At 73.4% G+C, this 24,346-nt stretch carries 22 protein-coding genes and 1 riboswitch; of the genes, 19 read left to right on the top strand and 3 right to left on the bottom strand.

What is annotated here, in order from left to right:
- The first annotated feature begins 91 nt into the window (after positions 1–91).
- On the top strand, positions 92–1,012 hold the full coding sequence (locus tag JUB12_RS04735) for a LysR family transcriptional regulator (RefSeq protein ID WP_205698462.1): 921 nt from the start codon (positions 92–94) through the stop codon (positions 1,010–1,012).
- Here the strand turns inward: JUB12_RS04735 and JUB12_RS04730 are convergent.
- Together JUB12_RS04730 and menB are read right to left on the bottom strand one after the other, a co-directional pair.
- Positions 1,009–1,899, bottom strand: coding sequence for a 1,4-dihydroxy-2-naphthoate polyprenyltransferase (locus tag JUB12_RS04730; protein WP_205698461.1), 891 nt, complete (start codon positions 1,897–1,899; stop codon positions 1,009–1,011). The genes JUB12_RS04735 and JUB12_RS04730 overlap by 4 nt on opposite strands.
- 5 nt (positions 1,900–1,904) lie before the next feature.
- Complete coding sequence (gene menB / locus JUB12_RS04725) at positions 1,905–2,732, bottom strand: 1,4-dihydroxy-2-naphthoyl-CoA synthase (protein ID WP_205698460.1); 828 nt, start codon at positions 2,730–2,732, stop codon at positions 1,905–1,907.
- A 24-nt stretch (positions 2,733–2,756) separates the two neighbouring features.
- Here menB and JUB12_RS04720 point away from each other — a divergent pair, with 24 nt between their 5' ends.
- The 11 genes from JUB12_RS04720 to JUB12_RS04670 all read left to right on the top strand — a co-directional run bounded on the left by JUB12_RS04720 (position 2,757) and on the right by JUB12_RS04670 (position 16,558).
- Entirely contained in the window at positions 2,757–4,007 is a 1,251-nt protein-coding gene (locus JUB12_RS04720; RefSeq protein ID WP_205698459.1) for a class I adenylate-forming enzyme family protein, read from the top strand.
- A 70-nt stretch (positions 4,008–4,077) separates the two neighbouring features.
- Positions 4,078–6,048: a PKD domain-containing protein gene (locus JUB12_RS04715; RefSeq protein ID WP_205698458.1), complete on the top strand. Its 1,971-nt coding sequence runs from the start codon at positions 4,078–4,080 to the stop codon at positions 6,046–6,048.
- A 15-nt stretch (positions 6,049–6,063) separates the two neighbouring features.
- Positions 6,064–6,909 (top strand): class I SAM-dependent methyltransferase, encoded by an 846-nt coding sequence (locus JUB12_RS04710; RefSeq protein ID WP_205698457.1) that lies wholly within the window; start codon positions 6,064–6,066, stop codon positions 6,907–6,909.
- 13 nt (positions 6,910–6,922) lie between these two features.
- Positions 6,923–7,918, top strand: coding sequence for a ketol-acid reductoisomerase (gene ilvC, locus JUB12_RS04705; RefSeq protein WP_205698456.1), 996 nt, complete (start codon positions 6,923–6,925; stop codon positions 7,916–7,918).
- Positions 7,919–7,982: 64 nt separating this feature from the next.
- Positions 7,983–8,068, top strand: a riboswitch (ZMP/ZTP riboswitch).
- A 31-nt stretch (positions 8,069–8,099) separates the two neighbouring features.
- Complete coding sequence (gene serC, locus JUB12_RS04700) at positions 8,100–9,221, top strand: phosphoserine transaminase (RefSeq protein ID WP_205698455.1); 1,122 nt, start codon at positions 8,100–8,102, stop codon at positions 9,219–9,221.
- Positions 9,218–10,813, top strand: a complete 1,596-nt coding sequence (gene serA / locus JUB12_RS04695; protein ID WP_205698454.1) for a phosphoglycerate dehydrogenase — start codon at positions 9,218–9,220, stop codon at positions 10,811–10,813. The genes serC and serA overlap by 4 nt, the downstream gene beginning before the upstream one ends.
- On the top strand, positions 10,698–12,323 hold the full coding sequence (locus JUB12_RS04690; protein WP_205698453.1) for an alpha-amylase family glycosyl hydrolase: 1,626 nt from the start codon (positions 10,698–10,700) through the stop codon (positions 12,321–12,323). Before serA ends, JUB12_RS04690 begins: the two co-directional genes overlap by 116 nt.
- 41 nt (positions 12,324–12,364) lie before the next feature.
- On the top strand, positions 12,365–13,627 hold the full coding sequence (locus tag JUB12_RS04685; RefSeq protein ID WP_205698452.1) for an extracellular solute-binding protein: 1,263 nt from the start codon (positions 12,365–12,367) through the stop codon (positions 13,625–13,627).
- Positions 13,627–14,505 carry a carbohydrate ABC transporter permease gene (locus JUB12_RS04680; RefSeq protein WP_205698451.1) on the top strand — a complete coding sequence of 293 codons (879 nt, stop codon included), beginning with the start codon at positions 13,627–13,629 and terminating at the stop codon, positions 14,503–14,505. Before JUB12_RS04685 ends, JUB12_RS04680 begins: the two co-directional genes overlap by 1 nt.
- A gap of 3 nt (positions 14,506–14,508) precedes the next feature.
- Positions 14,509–15,351, top strand: coding sequence for a carbohydrate ABC transporter permease (locus JUB12_RS04675; RefSeq protein WP_205698450.1), 843 nt, complete (start codon positions 14,509–14,511; stop codon positions 15,349–15,351).
- A 22-nt stretch (positions 15,352–15,373) separates the two neighbouring features.
- Entirely contained in the window at positions 15,374–16,558 is a 1,185-nt protein-coding gene (locus tag JUB12_RS04670; protein ID WP_205698449.1) for an ABC transporter ATP-binding protein, read from the top strand.
- A 17-nt stretch (positions 16,559–16,575) separates the two neighbouring features.
- Here the strand turns inward: JUB12_RS04670 and JUB12_RS04665 are convergent, their stop codons facing one another.
- Positions 16,576–17,421 carry a hypothetical protein gene (locus JUB12_RS04665; protein WP_205698448.1) on the bottom strand — a complete coding sequence of 282 codons (846 nt, stop codon included), beginning with the start codon at positions 17,419–17,421 and terminating at the stop codon, positions 16,576–16,578.
- Positions 17,422–17,581: 160 nt separating this feature from the next.
- Here JUB12_RS04665 and JUB12_RS04660 point away from each other — a divergent pair, with 160 nt between their 5' ends.
- From JUB12_RS04660 to JUB12_RS04630, 7 genes are all read left to right on the top strand, one after another.
- Positions 17,582–17,806 carry a hypothetical protein gene (locus tag JUB12_RS04660; protein WP_205698447.1) on the top strand — a complete coding sequence of 75 codons (225 nt, stop codon included), beginning with the start codon at positions 17,582–17,584 and terminating at the stop codon, positions 17,804–17,806.
- A gap of 166 nt (positions 17,807–17,972) precedes the next feature.
- The gene (locus tag JUB12_RS04655) at positions 17,973–19,595 is read left to right on the top strand and encodes a 2-isopropylmalate synthase (protein WP_205698446.1); all 1,623 of its coding nucleotides are present in this window, start codon (positions 17,973–17,975) and stop codon (positions 19,593–19,595) included.
- 5 nt (positions 19,596–19,600) lie between these two features.
- A complete protein-coding gene (locus JUB12_RS04650; protein WP_205698445.1) occupies positions 19,601–20,812 on the top strand; it encodes a M20 family metallopeptidase in 1,212 nt (403 codons plus the stop codon).
- A 38-nt stretch (positions 20,813–20,850) separates the two neighbouring features.
- The gene (locus JUB12_RS04645; RefSeq protein WP_205698444.1) at positions 20,851–21,444 is read left to right on the top strand and encodes a helix-turn-helix domain-containing protein; all 594 of its coding nucleotides are present in this window, start codon (positions 20,851–20,853) and stop codon (positions 21,442–21,444) included.
- A gap of 23 nt (positions 21,445–21,467) precedes the next feature.
- A complete protein-coding gene (gene leuC / locus JUB12_RS04640; RefSeq protein ID WP_205698443.1) occupies positions 21,468–22,814 on the top strand; it encodes a 3-isopropylmalate dehydratase large subunit in 1,347 nt (448 codons plus the stop codon).
- A gap of 3 nt (positions 22,815–22,817) precedes the next feature.
- A complete protein-coding gene (gene leuD, locus JUB12_RS04635; RefSeq protein ID WP_205698442.1) occupies positions 22,818–23,390 on the top strand; it encodes a 3-isopropylmalate dehydratase small subunit in 573 nt (190 codons plus the stop codon).
- Positions 23,391–23,436: 46 nt separating this feature from the next.
- Positions 23,437–24,225, top strand: coding sequence for a serine protease (locus tag JUB12_RS04630; RefSeq protein ID WP_205698441.1), 789 nt, complete (start codon positions 23,437–23,439; stop codon positions 24,223–24,225).
- Positions 24,226–24,346: the final 121 nt, after the last annotated feature.

The raw sequence follows: 24,346 nt of genomic DNA, 5'->3' as shown, positions 1-24,346 counted from the left end.
CCAGCCTACGGAGCCATAAGCCGGGCTGATCGCTGCGCCCAGGAACCCGTCTTCGACTTCTGCCCCGCACGGTGGGAGGATCGATCGGGCCATGGAGCTCCGCCACCTGAGGACCATCGCCGCCGTCGCTCGCACCGGGTCGTTCACGAAGGCCGGTGAGGAGCTGCACCTGGCGCAGAGCGCCGTCAGCCAGCAGGTCAGCCGCCTCGAGCAGGAGCTGGGCTGCGAGGTCTTCCGCCGCTCCTCGCGCCGGGTCGAGCTGACCGCCGAGGGCCGGCTGGTCCTCGACTACGCCCAGCGCGTCATCGCCGAGGTCGACGGCCTGCGCTCCGAGCTCGACGAGCTCAGCGGCCTGGTCAAGGGCGAGCTGCGCCTCGGCGGCATGTACCCGACGGGGCTCTACGACCTCTTCAGCACGCTCGCCGAGTTCCGCAGCCGCCACCCCGGCGTGGCCGTGCACTTCGTCGAGGGCACGCAGGAGGACCTCCTCGACGAGCTGCGCTCCGACGGCCTCGACGCGATCTTCACGGCGGTCGACCCCGACCGCATCGGCGACGACTTCGCCGCGACGCTGCTCTCCGAGGAGGAGTTCGTCGTCGCGCTGCCGCCGCAGCACCCGCTGGCCGCCAAGGAGCACGTCACGCTCGCCGAGCTCGCCGGCGAGGACCTCGTCGCCTTCCGCGAGAACTCCGCGCTGCGCCGCCGCCTGGAGGCCGCCATGGCGCCGCTGGGCCTCGAGCCCCGCAACGCCTTCATCTGCACCGAGATGGCCGCGGTCCGCGCGCTCGTCGCCAAGGGCATGGGCATCGCCGTCATGCCGCGCTCCGCGGCCGAGCAGGCCGGACCGGCCATCGCGCTGCGCCCGGTCGGTCCCGAGCCGCTCACCTGGCCGGTCGCCCTGGTCTGGCGCGCCCGCCGCCGCCAGCCGCCGGCGGCCAAGGCGTTCCTCGCGCTCGCCCTCGAGCGCGAGGCGCAGCCCAGCACGCCGGCGCTGCTGCGCAGCGTCGCCTAGCTGAGGACGATCCCGGCGCTCAGCAGCACGCAGAACGCGAGCTGCAGGGCGCCGGTCCTCGCCAGCGCGGCGTTCAGCGTCGGTCCGTCGGCGTGGTTGCGCACCGTGCGCACCAGCGGCGCGGCGAGCGGGACCGCCAGCCAGCACAGCGCGACCGTCGGGTCCAGCGGCCCGAGGACCCACGGCACGAGCGCCAGCGGGAACGCGAGGTAGACCATCGCCGCGAAGAGGCCGCGGGCGCGGTCGCGGCCGAGCCGGACCGCCAGCGTCCGCTTGCCCGCCCGCTTGTCGGTGTCGGCGTCGCGGACGTTGTTGACGACGAGGATCGCGCTGGCCAGCAGGCCCACCGGGACCGAGAGCGCGAAGGCCTCCCAGCGCAGCTCCTCGGCCTGCACGAAGTACGTGCCGCAGACCGCGACGACGCCGAAGAACGAGAAGACGAAGACCTCGCCCAGGCCCTCGTAGCCGTAGGGCCGCGGTCCGCCGGTGTAGAGCACGCCCGCGAGGATCGACGCCGCGCCGATGGCCAGGACGACCGGCCCCGCCACCGCGACGAGGTACACGCCGCAGAGGACCGCGAGGCCGAAGGTGAGGTACGTCGCCAGCAGGACGCGCTGGGGCGGCACGAGGCCGCCCGCCGTCACGCGCACCGGCCCGAGGCGGTCCTCGGTGTCGGCGCCGCGCCGGGCGTCGGAGTAGTCGTTGGAGAGGTTCGTCCCGACCTGGATGAAGAGCGCGCCGAGGAGCGCCGCGACGAACGCGCCGGCGCGGAACTCGTCGTCCCAGATCGCCAGCGCGGTGCCGACGAGGACGGGGGCGACGGCCGCGGGCAGCGTGCGCAGGCGCGCGGCCATGACCCAGATGCGGACGGGGGAGGTCTGCGGCATCGCAGCTACGGGCGCTTCGGGAACTTCGAGAAGTCCGGCGTGCGCTTCTCCTTGTAGGCCTCCCGGCCCTCCTTGGCCTCCTCGGAGGCGTAGAAGAGGAGGTTGGCGTCGTGCGCGAGCTGCTGGATGCCGGCGTAGCCGTCCTCCGAGGCGTTGAAGCTCGCCTTGAGCAGGCGCAGCGCGAAGGGGGAGAGCTGCAGCATCTCGCGACACCACCGCACGGTCTCGGCCTCGAGCTCGTCGAGCGCGACCACGGTGTTCACCAGCCCCATCTCGAGCGCCTGCGCCGCCGTGTACTGCCGGCACAGGAACCAGATCTCCTTGGCCTTCTTCGGGCCGACGAGGTCGCGCAGGATCGTCGCGCCGAAGCCGCCGTCGAAGGAGCCGACCTTCGGTCCGGTCTGCCCGAAGATCGCGTTGTCGGCGGCGATCGTGAGGTCGCACACGAGGTGCAGGACGTGCCCGCCGCCCACCGCGAAGCCCGCGACCGAGGCGACGACCGGCTTGGGCAGCCGGCGCATCTGCACGTGGAGGTCGGTGACGTGGAAGCGGCCGACCTTCGCGCCCTCCGGCACGTAGCCCGTGTCGCCGCGCACCCGCTGGTCGCCGCCCGAGCAGAACGCGTGCGGCCCCTCGCCGGTCAGGACGACGACGCCGACCTCGGTGTCCTCGCGGGCGCGTTCGAGCGCCTCGCTGATCTCGACGATCGTCTGCGGGCGAAACGCGTTGCGGACCTCGGGCCGGTCGATCGTGATCTTCGCGATCCCGTCACCGCTGAGCTCGTAGCGGATGTCGGTGAAGTCGCCCTCGCGCTGCCAGTCGACCTGCTCCATGGGCCGCACACTACGTTGGGCCCCGTGCAGGTGGAGTCCTGGCTCGAGCGCGCGGCGCGCACGCGGCCCCACGGGCCCGCCGTCAACGCGCTCGACGCCGGCGCCCTGCTCGACCGCGCCCGGCGTGCCGACCTCCAGGGCGCGGGACCGGGCGACCGCGTCGGGATCGCCCTGCCGCCCGGCACGGACTTCGCCGTCGCCCTCCATGCGACCTGGCTGCGGGGCGCGATCGCGGTGCCCCACGACCTGCGCCTGCAGCCCCACGAGCGCCCGCCGGCCGACGTCGTCGTCGACGCCGTCGACCTCCTCGACCCCGCGCGGGCCGTACCGCCCGGCGCGCGGCACGACCTCGACGCGGTCGCCGTCGCGCTGCAGACCTCCGGCTCCACCGGGCGCCCCAAGCCCGTGGAGCTCACCTTCCGCAACCTCCTGTTCAGCGCGCTGGGCTCCGCCGCGCTGCTCGGGGTCGCGCCCGGCGACCGCTGGCTCAGCGCCCTGCCGCCGTCCCACGTGGGCGGCCTGAGCGTCCTGGTGCGCAGCGCGATCTACGGCACGGCCGCCACGATCCTCGAGCGCTGGGACACCGAGCGCGTCGCCCACGAGCTGCAGGCGGGCCGGGCCTCGCTGGTCAGCGTGGTGCCCACCACCCTCGCCCGCCTGCTCGACGGCGGCCTGGACCGCCCGCCCGCGCTGCGCCACGCGCTGCTCGGCGGGGCACCGATCGCCGGGCACCTCCTCGAGCGCGCGACCGCCGCGGGCATCCGGGTCGCCCCGACCTACGGGCTGACCGAGGCCGCCTCCCAGGTCACCACGTTCGGCGTCCCGCTGTTCTGCACCCGCGTGGGCCTCGAGGCCGACGGCGAGATCACGGTCCGGGGCCTCACGGTGGCGCCGGGGAGCGGGCCCGTCCTGCACACGGGCGACCTCGGCCGCCTGACCGCGGACGGGCGGCTGGAGCTCATCGGCCGCAAGGCGGACACGATCGTCACGGGCGGCGAGAACGTCGCGCCCGCCGAGGTCGAGGGCGTCCTCGAGCGCCATCCCGCCGTGGAGGAGGCCGGCGTCCACGGCCGCGAGGACCCGGAGTGGGGGGAGGCGGTCGTCGCCGTCGTCGTCCTGCGCGAGGGCCGGCGCGCCGACGCCCGCGAGCTCCAGGACCACTGCGCGGCGCACCTGGCGCGCTTCAAGGTGCCCAAGGACGTGCGCTTCGCCGCCGCGCTGCCGCGAACGGGGTCGGGCAAGCTCCAGCGCGCCGGGCTGCCCAGCGTGCGCTGAGGGCGCCATCCGGCCCGCGAGGAGGACCGTCTGGCGCTTCCGGCGCGGCGATCAGGGATGCTTCACCGCGATGTCCCGACGGTCCCACACGCTCCCCGCCGCCCTCGGCGTCCTGCTCGCGCTCCCCGCCGGCGCCCAGGCCGAGACGGTCTTCCAGGTCGATCCCACGCGGACGGACCCCGCCTGCTCCGGCACGGAGTGCGGCACCCTGGCCGCCGCCGTCTCCGCGGCCAAGGACGGCGACACCATCGCCATCAAGGCCGGCGTCCTCCAGGAGCCGCCGCTCACCATCGACAAGCGGCTCGTCGTCGTCGGCGCTCCGGAGAACACGGTGCTGCGCACCGCCAACGGCACGGGCTCCACGATGCTGAGCATCTCGGCGCCGAACGTCGCGATCATCCGCCTGACGGTGGCCACCCCCGACCAGGGCGCGCGCGCCATGGCGATCAGTGGGCCCAACGCCACGCTGGACCGCGTCACCCTCGTCAACGAGTCCCAGGACGGCGCCGACGTCCCGACCCTGGACATCACCGCGTCGTCGGGCACGACGACCATCAAGGACTCCACGATCCTCAACCGGCCCCGGCGCGCCACGGCCGGCACCGCCCCCGCCATCAAGGGCGCCGAGAGCTCGAGCCTGGTGGTCCAGGGCACGCGCATCGTCTCCGGCGGGGTCTCCGGCGACGCGCTGCAGCTGCCGGGCATCGAGGCCGGCACGCCCAACCGCGTCGTGGGCAGCTCCCTGCTGGCCATCGGCCCCGAGGCCGACGGCATCGACGTCCTCTCGCTCACCGGCTCGACCGCGACGAAGCAGCTCCAGGTCGACTCCACGTCGATCGCGGCGGGGCAGAACGGCGCCGGCCTGCGGGCGTACACCCCGTCGGGCCTGCCGCTCTCGGGCTCGGACGCCGGGGACATCCTGGCCACCCTGCGCTACGTCACGATCGCGGGCGCCGACAAGGCGATCATCGCCGTGGCCGACGGCGCCGGCCCGCTCCTGGGCGGCGGCCCCGCCGACGTCAACGTCGAGGCGAGCCGCTCGATCATCCACGGGGGCGTCGCGGCCACGGCGGGCCAGGCGCTGTCGCTCTCGCCGGCCTCGTCGAAGGTCACGATCACCAACAGCGACACGAACGCCACCAACGGCGGCAACGTGGCGCTCAGCGACACGACCTACACCCCGGACCCGCAGCTCTTCGCCGACGGCTCCGGGCGCTTCCCGGGCCTGCGCCCGGACGCGCCGGTCATCGACAAGGGCGGGCCCACGCTCCCGACCGACGTCGACAAGGACGTCGACGGCGACCCCCGCGTCATCGGTCCCGCGTCGGACCTGGGCGCCGACGAGTTCACCAACAAGAAGCCGACGGCCGTCATCAAGGCCAGCTCGCTGCGCGTCCAGCAGGGCCAGGCGGTGACCTTCGACGCGAGCGAGTCCTCGGACCCGGAGGTCAACGCCGGCGGCGGGCTCAAGGAGTTCCGCTGGGAGTTCGGCGACGGCGAGACCCAGTCGACGACCACGCCGACGACCACGCACACCTACGCGAAGGTCGGCCCGTACGACGCGCGCGTGACCGTCGTGGACGCCCAGGACAACGTGAGCAACCCGAGCTCCGTGACCAGCCTCGCCGTCGTCGACCTCAAGGCGCCGTCGGTCAAGGTCAGCTCGCCGCGCAAGAACCAGACGTTCACGCGCTTCGTCACGACCAGGAAGCGCGTCAACGGCAGGACCCGCACGACGCGGACGCGCCGGACCATCACCTTCAAGGGCACGGTCTCGGACGCCAACAAGGTGGCCGGCGTCCAGCTCAGCATCCGCCGGCGGGCGGGCAGCGACTGCCGCTACGTGACGAAGTCCCGCAAGGTCGCCAAGAAGTCCTGCGCGCGCCCCACGTTCTTCCCGGTCGCCGTCAAGGAGGGCGCCTGGGCGTTCAAGACCCGGTCGACGACGAACCTCCCGGCGGGGAGCTGGACGGTGACGGTCCGCGGCACCGACGAGTCGGGCAACATCCGGTCGGTCGTGCGGAACTTCCGCATCAAGTAGTCCAAGATCTGCCGGGTGACCGACCCGGCAGAGCAGCGCGCCGCGATGCGCGAGCGGTGGGAGGAGGCGGCCGCCGGCTGGTCCGCCCGCCGCGAGGAGTTCCAGACCGCCCTCGAGCCGGTCTCCCGATGGCTGGTCGACGCGATCGACCCGCAGCCCGGGCAGACCGTGCTCGAGCTGGCCGCCGGCCTGGGGGACACCGGCTTCCTGGCCGCCCAGCGCGTGGGTCCGGACGGCCGTCTCATCAGCACCGACGGCGCGGAGGCGATGGTCGAGGCGGCCAAGGCCCACGGGGCCCAGCTCGGGATCACCAACGCCGAGTTCAAGGCGATGGAGCTCGAGTGGATCGACCAGGAGGCCGCGAGCGTCGACGGCGTCCTCTGCCGCTTCGGCTACATGCTGTGCGTCGACCCCGAGGCAGCGCTGCGCGAGACGCGCCGCGTCCTGCGCCCCGGCGGCCGCGTGGCGCTCGCCGTGTGGGACGAGCCGCGCCACAACCCGACCTTCGCCATGGGGTCGGTCCTCGCCGAGCTGGGTCTCGCCGAGCCGGGCGACCCGAGCGCGCCCGGGCCGTTCGCGCTGGCCGACCGCGAGCGCCTGGTCGAGCTCGTCGCTAGCGCCGGCCTGGTCGACGTCCGCGTCGAGGCCGTCGACGTCGTGTACCGCGCCGCGTCGCTGGACGAGGTCTGGGAGCAGCAGCGCGACCTCTCCCCGACCGCGCGACGGATCGTGCCGACGCTCTCACCCGCCGACCACACCCGACTGCGCGACGCGCTCGACGAGCGCTGGTCGGCCTGGGTGCAGTCCGACGGCTCGGTGGCGCTGCCGGGGCGCGCGCTGTGCGCGGCGGCCGACGCGTAGAGTGCCCCGCTCCATGTTCTACGACGACGACGCGGATCTCTCCCTCCTCGACGGCAAGACCGTCGCGATCATCGGCTTCGGCTCCCAGGGCCACGCCCATGCGCAGAACCTCAAGGACTCCGGGGTCTCCGTCGTCGTAGGCCTGCGCGAGGGCTCGTCCTCGGTGCAGAAGGCCAAGGACGCCGGCCTCGAGGTGCTGCCCGTCGCCGACGCCGCCAGCCGTGGCGACGTCGTGATGGTCCTCGTGCCCGACGAGCTGCACCGCCAGGTGTGGGAGGAGGACGTGCGCGACGGCGTCGCCGAGGGCAACCTCCTGCTCTTCGGCCACGGCTTCTCGGTGCTCTACGGCGAGGTCGAGCCGCCCCCGGGCGTCGACGTCGCCCTCGCCGCCCCGAAGGGCCCCGGCCACCTCGTGCGCCGCCAGTACCTCGAGGGCTCCGGCGTGCCGGGCCTCATCGCGATCCACCAGGACGCGACGGGCAAGGCCAAGGACATGGCCCTGGCCTACGCCAAGGGCATCGGCTGCACCCGCGGCGGCGTCTTCGAGACGACGTTCAAGGACGAGACCGAGACCGACCTCTTCGGCGAGCAGGCCGTCCTGTGCGGCGGCGCGTCCGAGCTGGTCCAGGCGGGCTTCGACACGCTGGTCGAGGCCGGCTACCCGCCGGAGATGGCGTACTTCGAGTGCCTGCACGAGCTCAAGCTCATCGTCGACCTGATGTACGAGAAGGGCCTGGCCGGCATGCGCTACTCGATCTCGAACACCGCCGAGTACGGCGACTACACCCGCGGCCCGCGCGTCATCACCGACGAGACGCGCGCCGAGATGAAGCGGATCCTCAAGGAGATCCAGGACGGCGAGTTCGCCCGCGAGTGGATCGCGGAGAACCGCGCCGGCCAGGAGAACTTCAACCGCATGCGCGAGGAGCAGGCGGCCAAGCCGGTCGAGACGACGGGCAAGGAGCTGCGGGCCATGATGAGCTGGATCTCCAAGGACGACCTGGCCTAGCCGCCACGGCTGTCCGGAGGGCCGGGCGCTCCCTGGTGGAACGCCCGGCCTCCGCTATCCTCCGGCGCGCCGTCGCGACTGGCGCCGCTGGGTGGAGCACACCACCGGGGAGCGACGGAGCAGGACCTGCCGCGCGCCTGGGCACCCGCCGTCCGATCCCTTCCCAGACGAAAGGCCAACCGTGACGACGAGCGCCGACACGCTCGAGATCCCGCAGGACCTCAAGCCCGCCGACGGGCGCTTCGGCTGCGGTCCCTCGAAGGTCCGCCCCGAGCAGCTCGCCCACGTCGCCGACAGCGCGGCGGTCATGGGCACCTCCCACCGCCAGAAGCCCGTGAAGGCCGTCGTCGGCCGCGTGCGCGAGGGGCTCTCGCAGCTCTTCTCCCTGCCCGACGGCTACGAGGTCGCCCTGGGCAACGGCGGCACGACCGCCTTCTGGGACGCCCTGGCCTTCGGCATGGTGCGCGACCGCTCGCTGCACCTCACCTACGGCGAGTTCTCCTCGAAGTTCGCGAAGGTCACCCAGGGCGCCCCGTTCCTCCAGGACCCGGTCGTCGTCTCGGCCGACCCGGGCGATGCGCCCGCGCCGACCTCGGACGCCTCCTGCGACGTCGTCGCCTGGGCGCACAACGAGACCTCCACCGGCGTGATGGTGGGCGTGCAGCGGCCGGACGGTGACGCGCTCGTGCTCATCGACGCGACCTCGGGCGCCGGCGGCCTGCCCGTCGACGTCGCGCAGGCCGACGCCTACTACTTCGCGCCGCAGAAGTCCTTCGCCGCCGACGGCGGCCTGTGGCTCGCGGTCCTGAGCCCCGCGGCGATCGCCCGCGTCGAGGAGCTGCACGCCGCCGACCGCTGGATCCCGGACTTCCTGTCGATCCACACGGCGCTGGACAACTCCCGCAAGGACCAGACCTACAACACGCCGGCGGTCGCGACCCTGCTGCTGCTGGCCGACCAGGTCGAGTGGATGAACGACAACGGCGGCCTGGACTTCTGCGTCGGGCGCACCACGCAGTCCTCGCAGACGCTCTACGGCTGGGCGGAGCGCTCGTCGTTCGCCACGCCGTTCGTGCGCGACGCGGCCAAGCGCTCGCTCGTCGTCGGCACGATCGACTTCGACGAGTCGGTCGACGCCGCCGCGGTCGCCGCGACGCTGCGGGCCAACGGCATCGTCGACGTCGAGCCCTACCGCAAGCTCGGCCGCAACCAGCTGCGCGTCGGCATGTTCCCGGCCATCGAGCCGTCCGACGTCGAGGCGCTCACGGCCTGCATCGACTTCGTCGTGGAGCGCCAGTCGTGACGCGGGTCCTCGTCGCGGAGGACATCGGCGCCAGCGGCGTCGAGCTCCTCCGCCAGCACTTCGACGTCACCACGGCCTTCGACCAGGACGGCTTCGACCTGGCCGCGCGCATCGGCGAGTTCGAGGGCCTGCTCATCCGCAGCGCCACGAAGGTCGACGCGGACATGCTCGCCAACGCCACGGCGCTCAGGGCGATCGGCCGCGCCGGCGTCGGCGTCGACAACGTCGACGTCCCCGCCGCCACCAAGCGCGGGATCATCGTCGCCAACGCGCCGCAGTCCAACGTCGTGACGGCGGCCGAGCACACGCTCGCGCTGCTGCTCGCGCTCGCGCGCAACGTCCCGCAGGCCCACGCCGCGCTCAAGGGCGGCGAGTGGGCCCGCAAGAAGTACTCGGGCGTCGAGCTCATGGACAAGGTCCTGGGCATCCTGGGCTTCGGCCGCATCGGCCAGCTCGTCGCCCAGCGCGCCAAGGGCTTCGGCATGCGCGTCGTGGCCTACGACCCGTACGTGGGCGCCGAGCGCTACCGCGAGCTCGGGGTCGAGAAGGCCGAGAGCAGCGACGACGTCTACGCGGTCGCGGACTTCCTGACCCTCCACCTGCCCAAGACGCCGGAGACCGAGGGCTGGCTCGACGCCGAGGCGCTGGCCAAGTGCAAGGACGGCGTGCGGATCCTCAACGTCGCCCGCGGGCCGCTGATCGTCGACGAGGACCTCCAGGCCGCCCTGGAGTCCGGCAAGGTCGGCGGCGCGGCGCTCGACGTCTTCCGCTCCGAGCCGATGACCGACAGCCCGCTGTTCGGCTTCGACAACGTCGTCGTCACGCCGCACCTCGGCGCCTCGACGGCGGAGGCGACCGACCGCGCCGGCTTCCAGGCCGCCGAGCAGGTCGTCGCGGCGCTCACCGGCGGCGCCGTCACCACCGCGGTCAACGTCCCGGCGATCGCCGCCGAGGACCTCGAGGTGCTCGGCCCGTTCGTCCCGCTCTGCCGCCAGCTCGGGCGCATCGCGATCTCCCTGGCCGAGGGCTCCTCCGTCGACCGCGTCGAGGTCGAGCTGCTGGGCCGCATCGCCGAGCGCGATACCCGGCCGCTGGCCACCGCCGCCCTGCTCGGCGTGCTGGCCGGCCACACCGAGGAGGACGTCAACGAGGTCAACGCCCCGGCGATGGCCGAGGAGCGCGGCATCCAGCTCGTCGAGACGAAGAACGCGACGGCGCGCGACTTCCAGGACCTCGTGCGGATCACCGTCCACTCGGGCGACCGCAGTGAGCGCGTCGTCGGCACGACGTTCGGCCGGCGCAACCGCCCGCACCTGCTGGAGGCCTGGGGCCAGCGCTTCGACGTCCAGCTGGAGGACCAGCTGACGCTGTTCCGCTACACCGACGAGCCGGGGCGCATCGGCGCCGTCGGCACCGCCCTCGGCCAGGCCGGCATCAACGTCGTGTCGGCCGCGGTCGGCCGCGACGTGTCGGGCGGTGCGAGCGGCGAGGCGGTCATGGTCGTCACGACCGACGCCACGGTCCCGCCCGAGGTCCTCGACGGCGTCGTCGGGATCGACGGCTTCACCGCGGGCCGCTCGATCACGCTCTAGTCCGCTGGTCGTCTTCCAGGTCTACCCCCGCTCGTTCGCCGACGCCGACGGCGACGGCGAGGGGGACCTGGAGGGCATCCGCCGCCGCCTGGGCCACATCGCGTCGCTGGGCTGCGACGCGCTGTGGCTGTCGCCGATCTTCCCGTCGCCGATGGCCGACGGCGGCTACGACGTCGCCGACTTCGAGGGCGTCGACCCGCGCTTCGGCACGGTGCAGGACGCCCAGCGCCTCATCGACGACGCACACGCCCACGGGCTGCGGGTCCTGCTCGACCTGGTCCCGTGCCACACCTCGATCGAGCACCCGTGGTTCCGCGAGCACCCCGAGCGCTACGTCTGGTCGGGCGTCGACGGGCCGGCGAACAACTGGCGCTCGACCTTCGGCGGGCCCGCGTGGTCGCCGGACCCCCACGGCCGCGGGCGCGGCTGGTACCTGCACTCCTTCTACGCCGAGCAGCCCGACCTCGACTGGCGCCATCCGGACGTGGCCCCGGCGGTCGGCGCGGCGATCGCCACCTGGCGGGCGCGGGGCGTCGACGGCTTCCGCCTCGACGCGCTGGACCGCCTGCTCAAGGACCCCCAGCGCCGGGACGACCCGCCGGCGCATGGCCCGCCGCCGCTGCCCGAGGGCTTTGCCGACGTCCGCGCGCTCGAGCACCGCCACTCGCGCAACGCGCCGGACATCGCCACCGCGCTGGCGCAGCTGCGTGCCGCCGCCGGCGACGACGCGTTCCTGGTGGGCGAGGTCTACCTGCCGTCGCGGCGCCTCGGGCCCTACCTCGAGCACCTCGACACGTGCTTCGCCTTCGAGCTGCTGCACGCGCCGTGGACGGCGGCGAGCGTGCGTCGCGCGATCGCCGAAGCCGTCGCGGCCGCACCCGGCGAGCGGATGAGCTGGGTGCTCAGCAACCACGACTTCCCGCGGCTGCCCGATCGCGTCGGTCGCGAGCAGGTCCGTGCCGCGGCGCTGCTGCTGCTCAGCCTCCCCGGCCACGTCTTCGTCTTCCAGGGCGACGAGCTCGGCCTCGCCGACGGCCCCGGCAGCTCCCAACCGGATCGACGAGCGTCTGACACCTGCCGCCCCGACCGGTGTCAGACGCCTGCCGGGTACGACCGGGCGGGGCGCGACCCGCACCGCCACCCGATCCCCTGGGAGGCCGGCGCGCCGCACGCGGGCTTCACGACGGGCGAGCCGTGGCTGGCGGTCGCCGAGGCGCCCGACGGGCCGGTCGACGTCCAGGCCCGCGACCCCACGTCCATGCTCGGCCTCTACCGCCGGCTGATCGCCGCGCGGCGCGACCTGCGCGGGCCCCTCGAGCTGCTCGACGCGGCCGATGGCGTGGTCGCCTTCACGCGCGGCGCGCACGTCGTCGCGGTCAACGTCTCGGCCGAGGCCCAGCCGGCGCCGCGCGCCGGGGCGATCGTGGTCCACACCGACGCACCGGAGCCCGGTGGACCGGCGCCCACCACGCTCGTTCCGGGCGAGGGCTTCGTGGCATCTCGCATCTGACGGTTCGGTGACCTGACCAGCGGGGTAGGAGGGCCCGTGCCATGCGACGGGTCATCGCAGCGGCGCTCACGGCATCGGCGCTCGCCCTCGGCGCCGCCGCGTGCGGCGACGACAGCTCCTCCTCCGGTCAGCAGAAGCTGACCTGGTTCATCGCGACGCAGCCCGGCGGCTCGCTCGAGAAGATCGCCAAGCGCTGCAGCGACGCCTCGGACGGGCGCTACCGGATCAGCATCGAGCTGCTGCCCACGCAGGCCGACGCGCAGCGCGAGCAGCTCGTGCGCCGCCTGGGCGCCGAGGACTCCTCGATCGACCTCGTCGGCATGGACGTCGTCTGGACCGGCGAGTTCGCCAACGCCGGCTGGGTGCAGGAGGTGCCGCGCGAGCGCCGCGAGGCGCTGACGCGCAACGTCTTCCGGTCCATCCTGCGCAGCGCGCAGTTCGAGGACCGCCTCTACGCGGCGCCGATCTGGTCCAACACCCAGCTGCTCTGGTACCGCAAGGACCTGGTCAAGGAGCCGCCGCGCACCTGGGACGAGATGCTCGACGAGGCCGAGCGCCTCGGGGCCAAGGGCAAGGTCCAGGTCCAGGCCAAGCGCTACGAGGGCCTGGTCGTCTGGGCCAACGCGATGATCGCCTCGGCCGGGACCGCCATCCTCACCGGGCCCGAGCAGGTCGGCCTCGAGCCCCGCGCCACCGAGCGCGCCCTGGCCCTCATGGGGCGCCTGGGCCGCAGCTCGGCGGCCGCCCCCGACATCGGCACCTCCAACGAGGACTCGGCCCGCATGGGCTTCGAGTCGGGTAGCTCGGCCTTCATGATCAACTACCCCTTCGTCTTCCCGTCGGCGAAGGCCAACGCGCCGGACGTCTTCAAGGAGATGGGGGCGGCGAAGTACCCGGCCGTCGACGCCGACCGCCCGAGCGCCCCGCCGCTGGGCGGCTTCAACATCGGGGTCTCGAAGTTCTCGAAGCACTCGGACCTGGCGTGGGACGCCGTCGAGTGCCTCGTCTCCAAGCGCAACCAGCTCGAGGTCACCGAGCTCGAGGGCCTGCCGCCCGTGCGCGAGGACCTCTTCGACGAGCCGGCGATCCGCAAGGCCTATCCCGGCTTCGCCGACGTGATCCGCGACTCCATCGCCGACGCGTCGCCCCGGCCGTCGGAGTCCCCGGCCTACCAGGACCTGTCCCTGGCCGTCCAGCGGGCGCTGCACCCGGTCTCGGACATCGACCCGCGTGACCCCAAGGCCGCCTACGACCGCCTGAAGGACAAGGTCGAGCAGGCCGTCAAGCGCGAGGGGCTGCTCTGATGAGCGATCGCACCCGGGCCGAGCGCAAGCTGGGCTGGATGCTGTGCGCGCCGGCGGTCGTCGCCATGCTGCTGGTGACCGCGTACCCCATCGGCTACGCGATCGTCCTCTCCCTGCGCGACGTGGACCTGCGCTTCCCCGGCGAGGGCGGGTTCGCCGGCCTGGACAACTACGTCACCGTCCTGACCTCCGAGCTGTGGTGGAGCTCGCTGTTCAACACGGCGTTCATCGCGCTCGTGTCGGTGGCCGTCGAGCTCGTGCTCGGGATGGCGCTCGCGATGGTCATGCACCGCGCGATCTTCGGCCGCGGGCTCGTGCGCACCGCGGTGCTCGTGCCCTACGGCATCGTCACGGTCGTCGCGGCGTTCGCCTGGTACTACGCGTTCGACCCGGCCAGTGGCTTCGTCAACGGGCTGCCGTTCGTCGCCGACGACAAGGCGTGGTTCGGCGAGAAGTGGAGCGCGATGGCGGTCGTCATCTTCGCCGAGGTCTGGAAGACCACGCCGTTCATGGCGCTCCTGCTCCTCGCCGGCCTCACGACGATCGACGAGGGCCTCTACGAGGCGGCGAAGGTCGACGGCGCCACCGCGTGGCAGCGCTTCTGGCGGATCACCCTGCCGCTGATGAAGCCGGCGATCCTCGTCGCGCTGCTCTTCCGCATGCTCGACGCCTTCCGGGTCTTCGACTCGATCTTCGTGATGACCCGCGGTGCGGAGAACACGGAGTCGATCTCGATCGTCGGCTACAACCAGCTCATCTCCCGGCTCAACCTCGGCCTGGGATCGGCGGTGAGCGTCCTGATCTTCCTGGTCGTCCTGGCCATCGCGTTCCTCTTCGTGCGTGGGCTCGGGGCGCAGACCCCGGGGGAGGACCGCTAGGCCATGGGCGAGCGCGGGACCCGCGAGCACACGTTCTGGACGATCGGCCTCGTCGCGGTGGTCATCGCCGCGCTGTTCCCCGTCTTCTGGCTGCTGATGCTGTCGCTCAAGACGCCGGCGACGATCGGCGACGGGCGGCTCATCCCGGACGCGTTCACCTTCGACAACTACAAGACGCTGTTCGAGGGCGGCTTCGACAGCCCGATGCTGCGGCCGCTGATCAACTCCGTGGCGATCGCGCTCATCGCGACGGTCATCGCGATCACACTGGCGTCGTTCACCGCCTACGCGATCGCGCGGCTGGACTTCCCGGGCCGGCGCCTGATCCTCGGCGGCGCGCTGGCCATCGCGATGTTCCCGCCGATCTCGACCGTCGGCCCGCTGTTCGACATGTGGCGGACGCTCGGGATCTACGACACCTACGTCGGGCTCATCATCCCGTACCTCACCTTCGCGCTGCCGCTGGCGATCTACACGCTCGTCGCGTTCTTCCGCGAGATCCCGTGGGAGCTCGAGCAGGCCGCGCAGGTCGACGGCGCCACGCCGTTCCAGGCCTTCCGCAAGGTCATCGTCCCGCTCGCCGCCCCGGGCATGTTCACCGCGGCGATCCTCGTCTTCATCTTCTGCTGGAACGACTTCGTCTTCGCGATCTCGCTGACGTCGTCGGACCGCTCGCGCACGGTCCCAGCGGCCATCGCCTTCTTCCAGGGCGAGAGCCAGTTCACCGCGCCGACCGGGAACATCGCCGCCGCGGCGATCCTGGTCACCATCCCGATCATCGTCTTCGTCCTGATCTTCCAGCGCCGCATCGTGGCCGGGCTGACGTCCGGCGCGGTGAAGGGCTGACCTGGGGAGGAGCACCCGCCAGATGGCACGCATCCAGCTCGACCACGTCTCCAAGCGCTACGGCGACGGCTACGAGGCGGTCAAGTCGGTCGACCTCGACATCGAGGACGGCGAGTTCATGATCCTCGTCGGTCCGTCGGGCTGCGGGAAGTCGACGGCGCTGCGGATGATCGCCGGCCTCGAGGACATCACCGAGGGCCAGCTGCGCATCGGCGACGAGGTCGTCAACGACCGCGCGCCGAAGGACCGCGACATCGCGATGGTCTTCCAGAACTACGCGCTGTACCCGCACATGACGGTGCGCGAGAACATGGGCTTCGCGCTGAAGCTCGCGGGGACGCCGAAGGAGGAGATCGACCAGAAGGTCACCGAGGCGGCGCGGATCCTGGACCTCGAGCAGCACCTCGACCGCAAGCCGGCCAACCTGTCGGGCGGCCAGCGCCAGCGCGTGGCGATGGGCCGGGCGATCGTCCGCAACCCCAAGGCCTTCCTCATGGACGAGCCGCTGTCGAACCTCGACGCGAAGCTGCGCGTGCAGATGCGCACCGAGGTCTCGCGCATCCAGCAGCGCCTCGGGACCACGACGGTCTACGTCACCCACGACCAGACCGAGGCGATGACCCTCGGCGACCGCGTGGCGGTGATGCGCGCCGGGGTCATCCAGCAGGTCGACACGCCCAAGCAGCTCTACGAGCACCCCGCCAACCTCTTCGTCGCGGGCTTCATCGGCTCGCCGGCGATGAACTTCTTCCCGGCCGAGGTGCGGGGCGACCGCGTCGTCCTGCCCTTCGGCGAGGTCCCGCCGCCCGACGCGCTGCGCGGCGTGCGCGAGGGACGGGTGATCTGCGGCATCCGACCCGAGTCCTTCGAGGACGCGGCGCTCGCGCCCGAGCACCACCAGGGCACGGCCTACGAGTTCGAGGCCGACGTCGAGCTCGTCGAGTCGATGGGCTCCGAGCTCTACGCGTACTTCGCCTACGAGGGCGAGACCGCGCAGAGCGCCGAGCTCGAGGAGCTGGCGGCCGACTCGGGCATGGCCGACGTCCCCAGCGCGGGGGAGTCGGGCCGCGTCGTGGCCCGCCTCGCCGCCGAGTCCGAGGCCCGGGCCGGCGAGCGCCTCAAGCTCTGGCTCGACGCCGAGAAGCTCCACCTCTTCGACCCCGACGGCGGGTCGCGCCTCGAGCCCCGGGCCACGGCCACCGGCTGAAAGGTGCCTGGCACCTTTCAGCGCTGACGCTCGCGCAGGCGGGCGAGGACGTCCTCGCTCCACTCCGACGTGTGCAGCAGGCGGTAGCGGTCGCAGGCGACGCGCAGGTACGCGTCGGCGTCGCTCTCGTCCGGCAGGACCATGTCGGCCTCGTGCAGCAGCCCGCAGACCGGCTCGAGCTCCTCCTGCAGCCACCGGCGCCCGAGCTCCTCGCGGTCGAGCAGGCGGTCCTCCTCCTGGCCGCGGCGAAAGCCCCACGCCTCGATGGACTCCGCGAGCTCGCCGTAGCGCAGCGAGTCGGCGAGCCGGACCCGCGGCAGCGCCTGGGGCGGCAGCGGGATGCGCTCGTGGAAGAGCCGCTCGTGGCTCTTGAGCGGCAGGTCCGAGAGGCGCAGCGTCCGGTCGGCGCCCACGCGGGTGAGGACCTCGACGACGTGCGCCTCGAGCACGTCGTCGCCCATGGCCCGCGCCACCGAGACACGGTGGTGGCCGTCGCGGACGAAGTGCACGTCCCCCACGCGGAAGAGCTCGACGGGCGGCAGCGGCTCGCCGCGGCGCCGGGCGGTCGCGATGCGCTCCCAGCGCCCGCGGACCCGGGCGGTGGTCGGGCGGAACTCGCGGTCGAAGCCGTGGGGCCGGTCCACCGTGCCGAGGATCGAGTCGACCTCCACGAGCTGGACGCCCAGGTCGCGCTCGCCGACACGGCCGAGCGCGGCGACGACCTCGTCGAAGGGCAGGATCACGTCGACGTCGCCGGCGCGCCCGAGCATCCGCAGCAGCCGTGTCAGCGCACGCCGCCGCCGGGCGCGCAGGAAGTCGTCCTGGGCGTCGGCGCGGTCGTTGCCCGTGCGCAGGGGCGGCACGGTCCTCTGGTACCCACCGCGCGCCGCTTTCCGCTGAGCGGAACGCCGAGGGCCCGGCTGGACAGCGTGGACGGCTCGGGGCTGGACGGTCGGGCCACCCGGGCGCTGGGGCGCGAGCCCCGGGCGCGCGAGCCTGCCGACCATGGTCCAGGAGACGCCCGTGAGCACCGTCCGGTCGGCGGAGATGCTGCCCGGCCGGCGCCGCGTGCTGCCCGGTGGCGTGACCGGCGCGGGGCGCCTCGACGAGCCGTACCCGGTCGTGGTCACGCACGCCCGCGGCAGCCGCATCTGGGACGTGGACGGCAACGAGTACGTCGACCTCCACGGGGGCTCGCACGCAGACGACCTGGCCGTCGGAGACCGGCGGTCCCAACCGGGCCCTTGACGGGCTGCTAGATTCCGACCGTCGCATGGCCCACGCCCTGCTCGACCTCCGACTTCTCCTCCTCCCCCGCTAGGGGGAGCAGCTGCGCGTGGCGGCCGCCAGAAGCCGCGAACCAGTCCCGAGGAGTCCGCAGGTCGAAGCCCAGAGAGGAACCGTGAAGCACGCCATGACGAAGCCCGAAGACCCGAACCGCGTCCTGCTGTTCGACACCACGCTGCGCGACGGCGAGCAGTCGCCCGGCATCTCGCTCAACAAGACCGAGAAGCTCGAGATCGCCCACCAGCTCGCGCGCCTCGGGGTGGACGTCATCGAGGCGGGCTTCCCCATCGCCTCTCCGGGGGACTTCGCCGCGGTCGAGGCGATCGCCCGCGAGGTGGAGGGACCGATCATCTGCGGCCTGGCCCGCGCCCACGCCGCCGACATCGAGCGCGCGGCCGACGCGGTGCGCGACAGCCAGCGCCCGCGGATCCACACCTTCCTGTCGACGTCGGACATCCACATCGAGCACCAGCTGCAGTCCACGCGCGAGGACGTCCTGGGCCAGGCGCGCGCCGCCGTGGCCCACGCCCGCGCGCTGTGCGACGACGTCGAGTTCTCGCCGATGGACGCGACCCGCTCGGACGTCGAGTTCTGCGCCTCGGTGCTGCAGGCGGCGATCGAGGAGGGCGCGACGACGATCAACATCCCGGACACCGTCGGCTACGCCACGCCGCTGGAGTACGCGGCGTTCCTGCGCCGCCTCTACGAGCTGGTCCCCGGCCTGCACGACGTCGTGCTGTCCGTGCACTGCCACGACGACCTCGGGCTGGCGGTCGCCAACTCGCTGGCCGGCGTCCAGGCCGGCGCGCGCCAGGTCGAGTGCGCGGTCAACGGCATCGGCGAGCGCGCGGGCAACGCGTCCCTGGAGGAGCTCATCATGCTCTTCCGGACCCGCAGCGCCGACCTGGGCCTGCACACCGGCGCGGAGTCGACGGAGATCGCTCGCACGTCGCGGCTGGTCTCGCGGCTCACCGGCTACCCGGTGCAGCCCAACAAGGCCGTCGTCGGACGCAACGCCTTCGCCCACGAGTCGGGCATCCACCAGGACGGCGTTCTGAAGGAGCGCTCGACCTACGAGATCATGGACGCACGGTCCGTCGGCCTGGAGGGCAACGACATCGTCCTGGGCAAGCACTCCGGCCGCCACGCGCTGCGCCAGGCGCTGGAGGAGCTGGGCCACCGCCTCGACGGGGCGGCGCTCAACCACGCCTTCCAGCGCTTCAAGGAGATCGCCGACGTCAAGAAGCAGGTGACGGCGATGGACCTCGAGGCGCTCGTCACCGACGAGCTGCGCGGCCAGGCGGCGGTCTACGAGGTCGAGTGGTTCGACGTCGAGGCCTCGACCCGCCGCCCGCCGCACGCGACCGTGGGCGTGCGCACGCCCGAGGGCGAGGTCGTCGAGGGCTCGTTCACGGGCGACGGCCCGGTCGACGCGATCTTCCGCGCGATCTCGGCGGCGACCGGCATCGACGCCCGCCTGCGCGAGTACCGCGTCGGCGCCGTCACCGGCGGCGAGGACGCGCTCGGCGAGGTCAGCGTCGTCGTCGAGCTCGGCCGTCCCGGCGACGCGGTGAAGACCGACATCCCGGGCGTGCTCGACGGCGAGCGGGTCACGGGCGCCGGGCAGGCCGTGGCCACCGACATCATCGCCGCCTCGGCGACCGCCTACGTGCGGGCGCTCGGCACCGCGGTGCGCCGCGCGCGCGTCGCCGCCGAGGACCGCGTGGCGGCCGGCACCGCCACCCCGTAGCCCGCGTGCGCGCGCACGAGCTCGTCGACCCCGGCGCGCTCGTGCGCGACGCCGCGGCGCTCGTCCAGGTGCCCTCGGTCACCGGCGACGAGCGGGCGGCGCTCGAGCGCCTCGGCGAGCTCGCCGCCGCCCTGGGCCTCGAGCCCGAGCTGCGCCGCCACGACCTCGCGGCGCTGCGCGCCCACCCCGACCACCCGGGCGAGGAGGCACCGCGCGACGAGCTGTGGGGCCTGACGGTCCGAGCCCCCGGCGGCGGCGCGGCGCGGCGCGTGGCGCTGTGCGGCCACGTCGACGTGGTCGCGCCCGGGACGGTCCCGTGGGCGCACGGCCCGTGGTCGGGCGTCGTGGCCGACGGCTGGCTGCACGGCCGCGGCAGCGTCGACATGAAGGGCGCGACGGTCGCCGCGCTCCACGCGCTCGCCGCCCACGCCCGCACGTCCGGCGGCGCCGTCGAGGCCGTCCTGCTCGCGGTGGCCTCCGAGGAGGACGGCGGCCTGGGCGCCTTCGCCGCCGTGCGGGACGACGCCGCCTTCGACCTCTGCGTCATCCCGGAGCCGACGGGCTTCGACGTCGTCTGCGCGCAGGCCGGCGCGCTGACCTTCACCGGCACCGTCCCCGGCGTGGCGGCCCACGCCGCGCAGCGCCTCGAGGGCGTAAGCGCGATCGACCGCTACGTGCCCGTCCATGCGGCGCTCGCGGCGCTCGAGGCGGAGCTCAACGCGGACGTGGCACATCCGCTCATGCGCGAGCTCCCGCTGCCCTACCCGCTGCTCGTCGGCCGGCTCGCGGCGGGGGAGTGGTCGAGCTCGGTCCCCGACCGCCTGGACTTCGAGGGGCGGGCGCCCGTGCGGGTGGGGGAGGACCCGGGGGCGGCGCGCGCGGCGGTCGAGGCGGCGGTCCGCGCCGCGTGTCCCGAGGCGAGCGTGGCGTGGACCGGCGGCCAGTTCGCCTCCGCCCAGACCGACCACGACGGCCCCGTCGCCCGGCTCGCGCTCGCGGCGGTCGGCGCGGAGCTGGGACGTCCCGGGCGGGTGATCGGGGTGCCCTACGGCGCCGACATGCGGCTCTTCTGCGCGGCCGGCGTCCCCACGGTGATGGTCGGCCCGCCGGGGATCGAGCTGGCCCACGCGGTCGACGAGCGCGTCGCCGTCGACGACCTGGTCACCACGGCGCGGGTCCTGGCGCGGATCCTCGACGGCGCCGATGCTCCGGCCTAGCGGCATACAGCTGTACGTGATAGCGTACAGTCCTCCAGATGGCCGTCGCCGAGCCCACCATCGACGCGCAGATCCACGTCGGCCCGCGCGTGCGCGCGCTGCGCGAGGGCATGGGCCTGTCGCTGCGCGACCTCGCGGAGCGCTCGGGCGTCAGTGCCCCGATGCTCTCCCAGGTCGAGCGCGGCGAGACGAGCCCGACCCTCCAGGTGGCCGGCCGCATCGCGGCGGGGCTGGAGCTGCGCCTCAGCCAGCTCCTGCGCCTGGACGAGGAGGGGATGGTCACCGTCGTTCGCGCGGGCGACCGCCGGCGCGGCGGCGGCGCCGCCGGCCACGCCTTCGAGGTCCTGACGCCGCCGCTGCCCGGTCAGCGCGCCGAGCTCAGCCGCCACGTCCTCGCGCCCGGCGCGACGACCGGCGGCGAGGGCGACCCGCCGATGCACGAGCCCGGCAGTCGCGAGATCGCGCTGGTCGAGCAGGGCCGGGTCGTCCTGCACATCGACGGCGCCACGACGTCCCTGGAGGCCGGCGACACCGTGACGTTCGACGCCGACCTGCCCCACCGCTTCGAGAACCCCGGCCCCGACGAGGCCGTCCTGCTGGCCGTGGTGTCGGCGGGGCTGCGCCGGAGCTGATCCCACACCACCCGAGAGCCACGATGCCCCAGACGCTGTTCGACAAGATCTGGCAGGCCCACGAGGTCGCGCCGAACCTGCTGTACATCGACCTGCACCTCGTGCACGAGGTCACCAGCCCGCAGGCCTTCGACGGCCTCCGGCTCGCCGGGCGCCCCGTGCGCCGGCCCGACCGCACGATCGCCACGGCCGACCACAACGTGCCGACCGACGGCACGCCGATCGCCGCCCGCATCCGCGACGAGCTCAGCCGCAAGCAGGTCGAGACGCTCGAGGCCAACTGCGCGGAGTTCGGCGTCCCGGTCTTCAGCCTCGGCTCCGAGCACCAGGGGATCGTCCACGTCATCGGGCCCGAGCTCGGGCTGACCCAGCCGGGGATGACGATCGTCTGCGGCGACTCGCACACCGCCACGCACGGCGCGTTCGGCGCGCTGGCGTTCGGCATCGGCACGAGCGAGGTCGAGCACGTGCTGGCCACGCAGTGCCTCGTCCAGCACAAGCCCAAGGCGATGCGCATCCGCTACGAGGGCGAGCGCGGCTTCGGCGTCACCGCCAAGGACATGATCCTCGCGACGATCGGCCAGATGGGCGTCGACGGCGCCGTCGGGCACGTCGTCGAGTTCGCCGGCCCGGCGATCGAGGCGCTCTCCATGGAGGGCCGCATGACGATCTGCAACATGACGATCGAGGGCGGCGGCCGCGCGGGCATGATCGCCCCGGACGAGACGACCTTCGCCTGGGTGCAGGAGCACGGCGGGACGGTCGACCCGGCCTGGCGCGAGCTCTTCACCGAGGAAGGCGCGACCTTCGACAAGGAGGTCGTCGTCGACGTCGGCGCGATCAGCCCGATGGTCTCGTGGGGCACGACGCCGGCGCAGGTCATCCCGGTCACCGAGGCGGTCCCGCAGCCGCAGACCGAGGGCGAGCAGCGCGCGCTGCAGTACATGGGCCTCGAGCCCGGCACGCCGATGCAGGACGTCAAGCTCGACCGCATCTTCATCGGCTCCTGCACGAACTCGCGCATCGGTGACCTGCGTGCCGCCGCGAAGGTCGTCGAGGGCCGCAAGGTCGCCTCGGACGTCCACGCGATGGTCGTCCCGGGGTCGGTCCAGGTGAAGGCGCAGGCCGAGGCCGAGGGCCTCGACGAGGTCTTCAAGGCCGCGGGCTTCGACTGGCGCGGCGCGGGCTGCTCGATGTGCCTGGGCATGAACCCGGACACGCTGGACCCGGGCGAGCGCTGCGCGAGCACCTCGAACCGCAACTTCGAGGGCCGTCAGGGCCGCGGCGGGCGCACGCACCTCGTCTCCCCGGAGATGGCCGCCGCCGCCGCGATCGCCGGCCACTTCGTCGACATCCGCGACTGGAGCTAGAGCATGGACCCGTTCACGAAGGTCTCCGGCCCCGTCTCCGTGCTGCTGCGCGACGACGTGGACACCGACCAGATCATCCCCAAGCAGTTCCTCAAGCGGGTCGAGCGCACCGGCTTCGGCGAGTTCCTCTTCTACGACTGGGCCAAGGAGCCCGGCTGGGAGCTGCCGAAGAACGAGGTGCTCGTCACGGGCCGCAACTTCGGCTGTGGCTCGAGCCGCGAGCACGCGCCGTGGGCGCTCGAGGACTACGGCTTCCGGACGGTCATCGCCTCGAGCTTCGCCGACATCTTCCGCTCGAACTGCACGAAGATCGGCCTCCTGCCGGTCCAGCTCGACGACGCCGACGTGCGCGCGATCGCCGAGGCGGGCCAGGTGACCGTCGACCTGGACTCCCAGACGGTGACGTGGCCGGGCGGCGAGGCGTCCTTCGAGATCGACCCCGAGATCCGCCACCGCCTGCTCAACGGCCTGGACGACGTCGCCCTGACCCTCCAGCAGGGCGACGCGATCGACCGCTACGAGGCCGAGCGCGAGCGCTCGGGCCCTGTCACGACCGAGGTGGCGGCGACCGCCTGACGCCGGGTGGTTCACCGGCGGCGGGCGCGGGAACGCTCCCGCCGCCATGGCACCACGCAAGCTCCTCTGTGCACTCAGCGCGGCCGTCGCCCTCGCGGCCGTGCCGGCCCCCGCCCAGGCGATCGTCACGCCCGGCGTCATGACCTACACCGAGGGCGCGCAGTGCACGGCGAACTTCCTGTTCACCGACGGCACGAGCACCTACGTCGGCCAGTCGGCGCACTGCGCCACGACCTCCGGCGCCACCACGACCAACGGCTGCGAGGCCACGTCGCACCCGATCGGCACGCCCGTCGAGGTCCGCGGCGCGTCCCAGCCCGGCGTGCTGGCCTACAGCTCCTGGCTGGCCATGCGCGCGGCGGGGGAGACCGACGACGAGACCTGCCGCTACAACGACTTCGCGCTCGTCCGCCTCTCGCCGGCCGACGCCGCGGCGGCCGACCCGACCGTCCCGCGCTTCGGCGGGCCCACCGGCGTGGGGACCGCCGAGACCGGCGAGGCGCTGGCCAGCTACCAGAACTCCTCGCTGCGCCTGGGCATCCCGCTGCTCAGCCCGAAGAACGGCATCGCGGTCCTCCGCTCGCCCGGCGGCTGGTCGACGACCGTCTACACCGTCACGCCCGGCATCCCGGGGGACTCCGGCTCGGGCTACCTCAACGCCAGCGGCCAGGCCATCGGCACGCTCAGCACCCTCGCCGTCCTCCCGCTCCCGCTCTCCAACGGCGTGGGCGACCTCGGCCGCGAGCTCGCCTACGCCCGCGCGCACGGCATCCCGGGCCTGCAGCTCGTGGACGGGCGGCGGGCGTTCCGGCCGTCGTTGCTGGGGTTGACGTAGGGCGGTGGCGTCCTCCGTGCGCGGTCGTGGCGGCTCGGCGAGCGTGAGTGGGGAGTTGCGCTCGGCATGCGAGCGCAAGTCCCCACTCACGACCGCTCTGGCGCGTCGGCGCTCGCGCCGA

It is taken from the genome of Conexibacter sp. SYSU D00693 (genome assembly GCF_017084525.1).
Lineage (GTDB): Bacteria > Actinomycetota > Thermoleophilia > Solirubrobacterales > Solirubrobacteraceae > Baekduia.
Note: the sequence above shows the minus strand (reverse complement) of the source record. Positions and strands in the feature narration are given on the sequence as shown.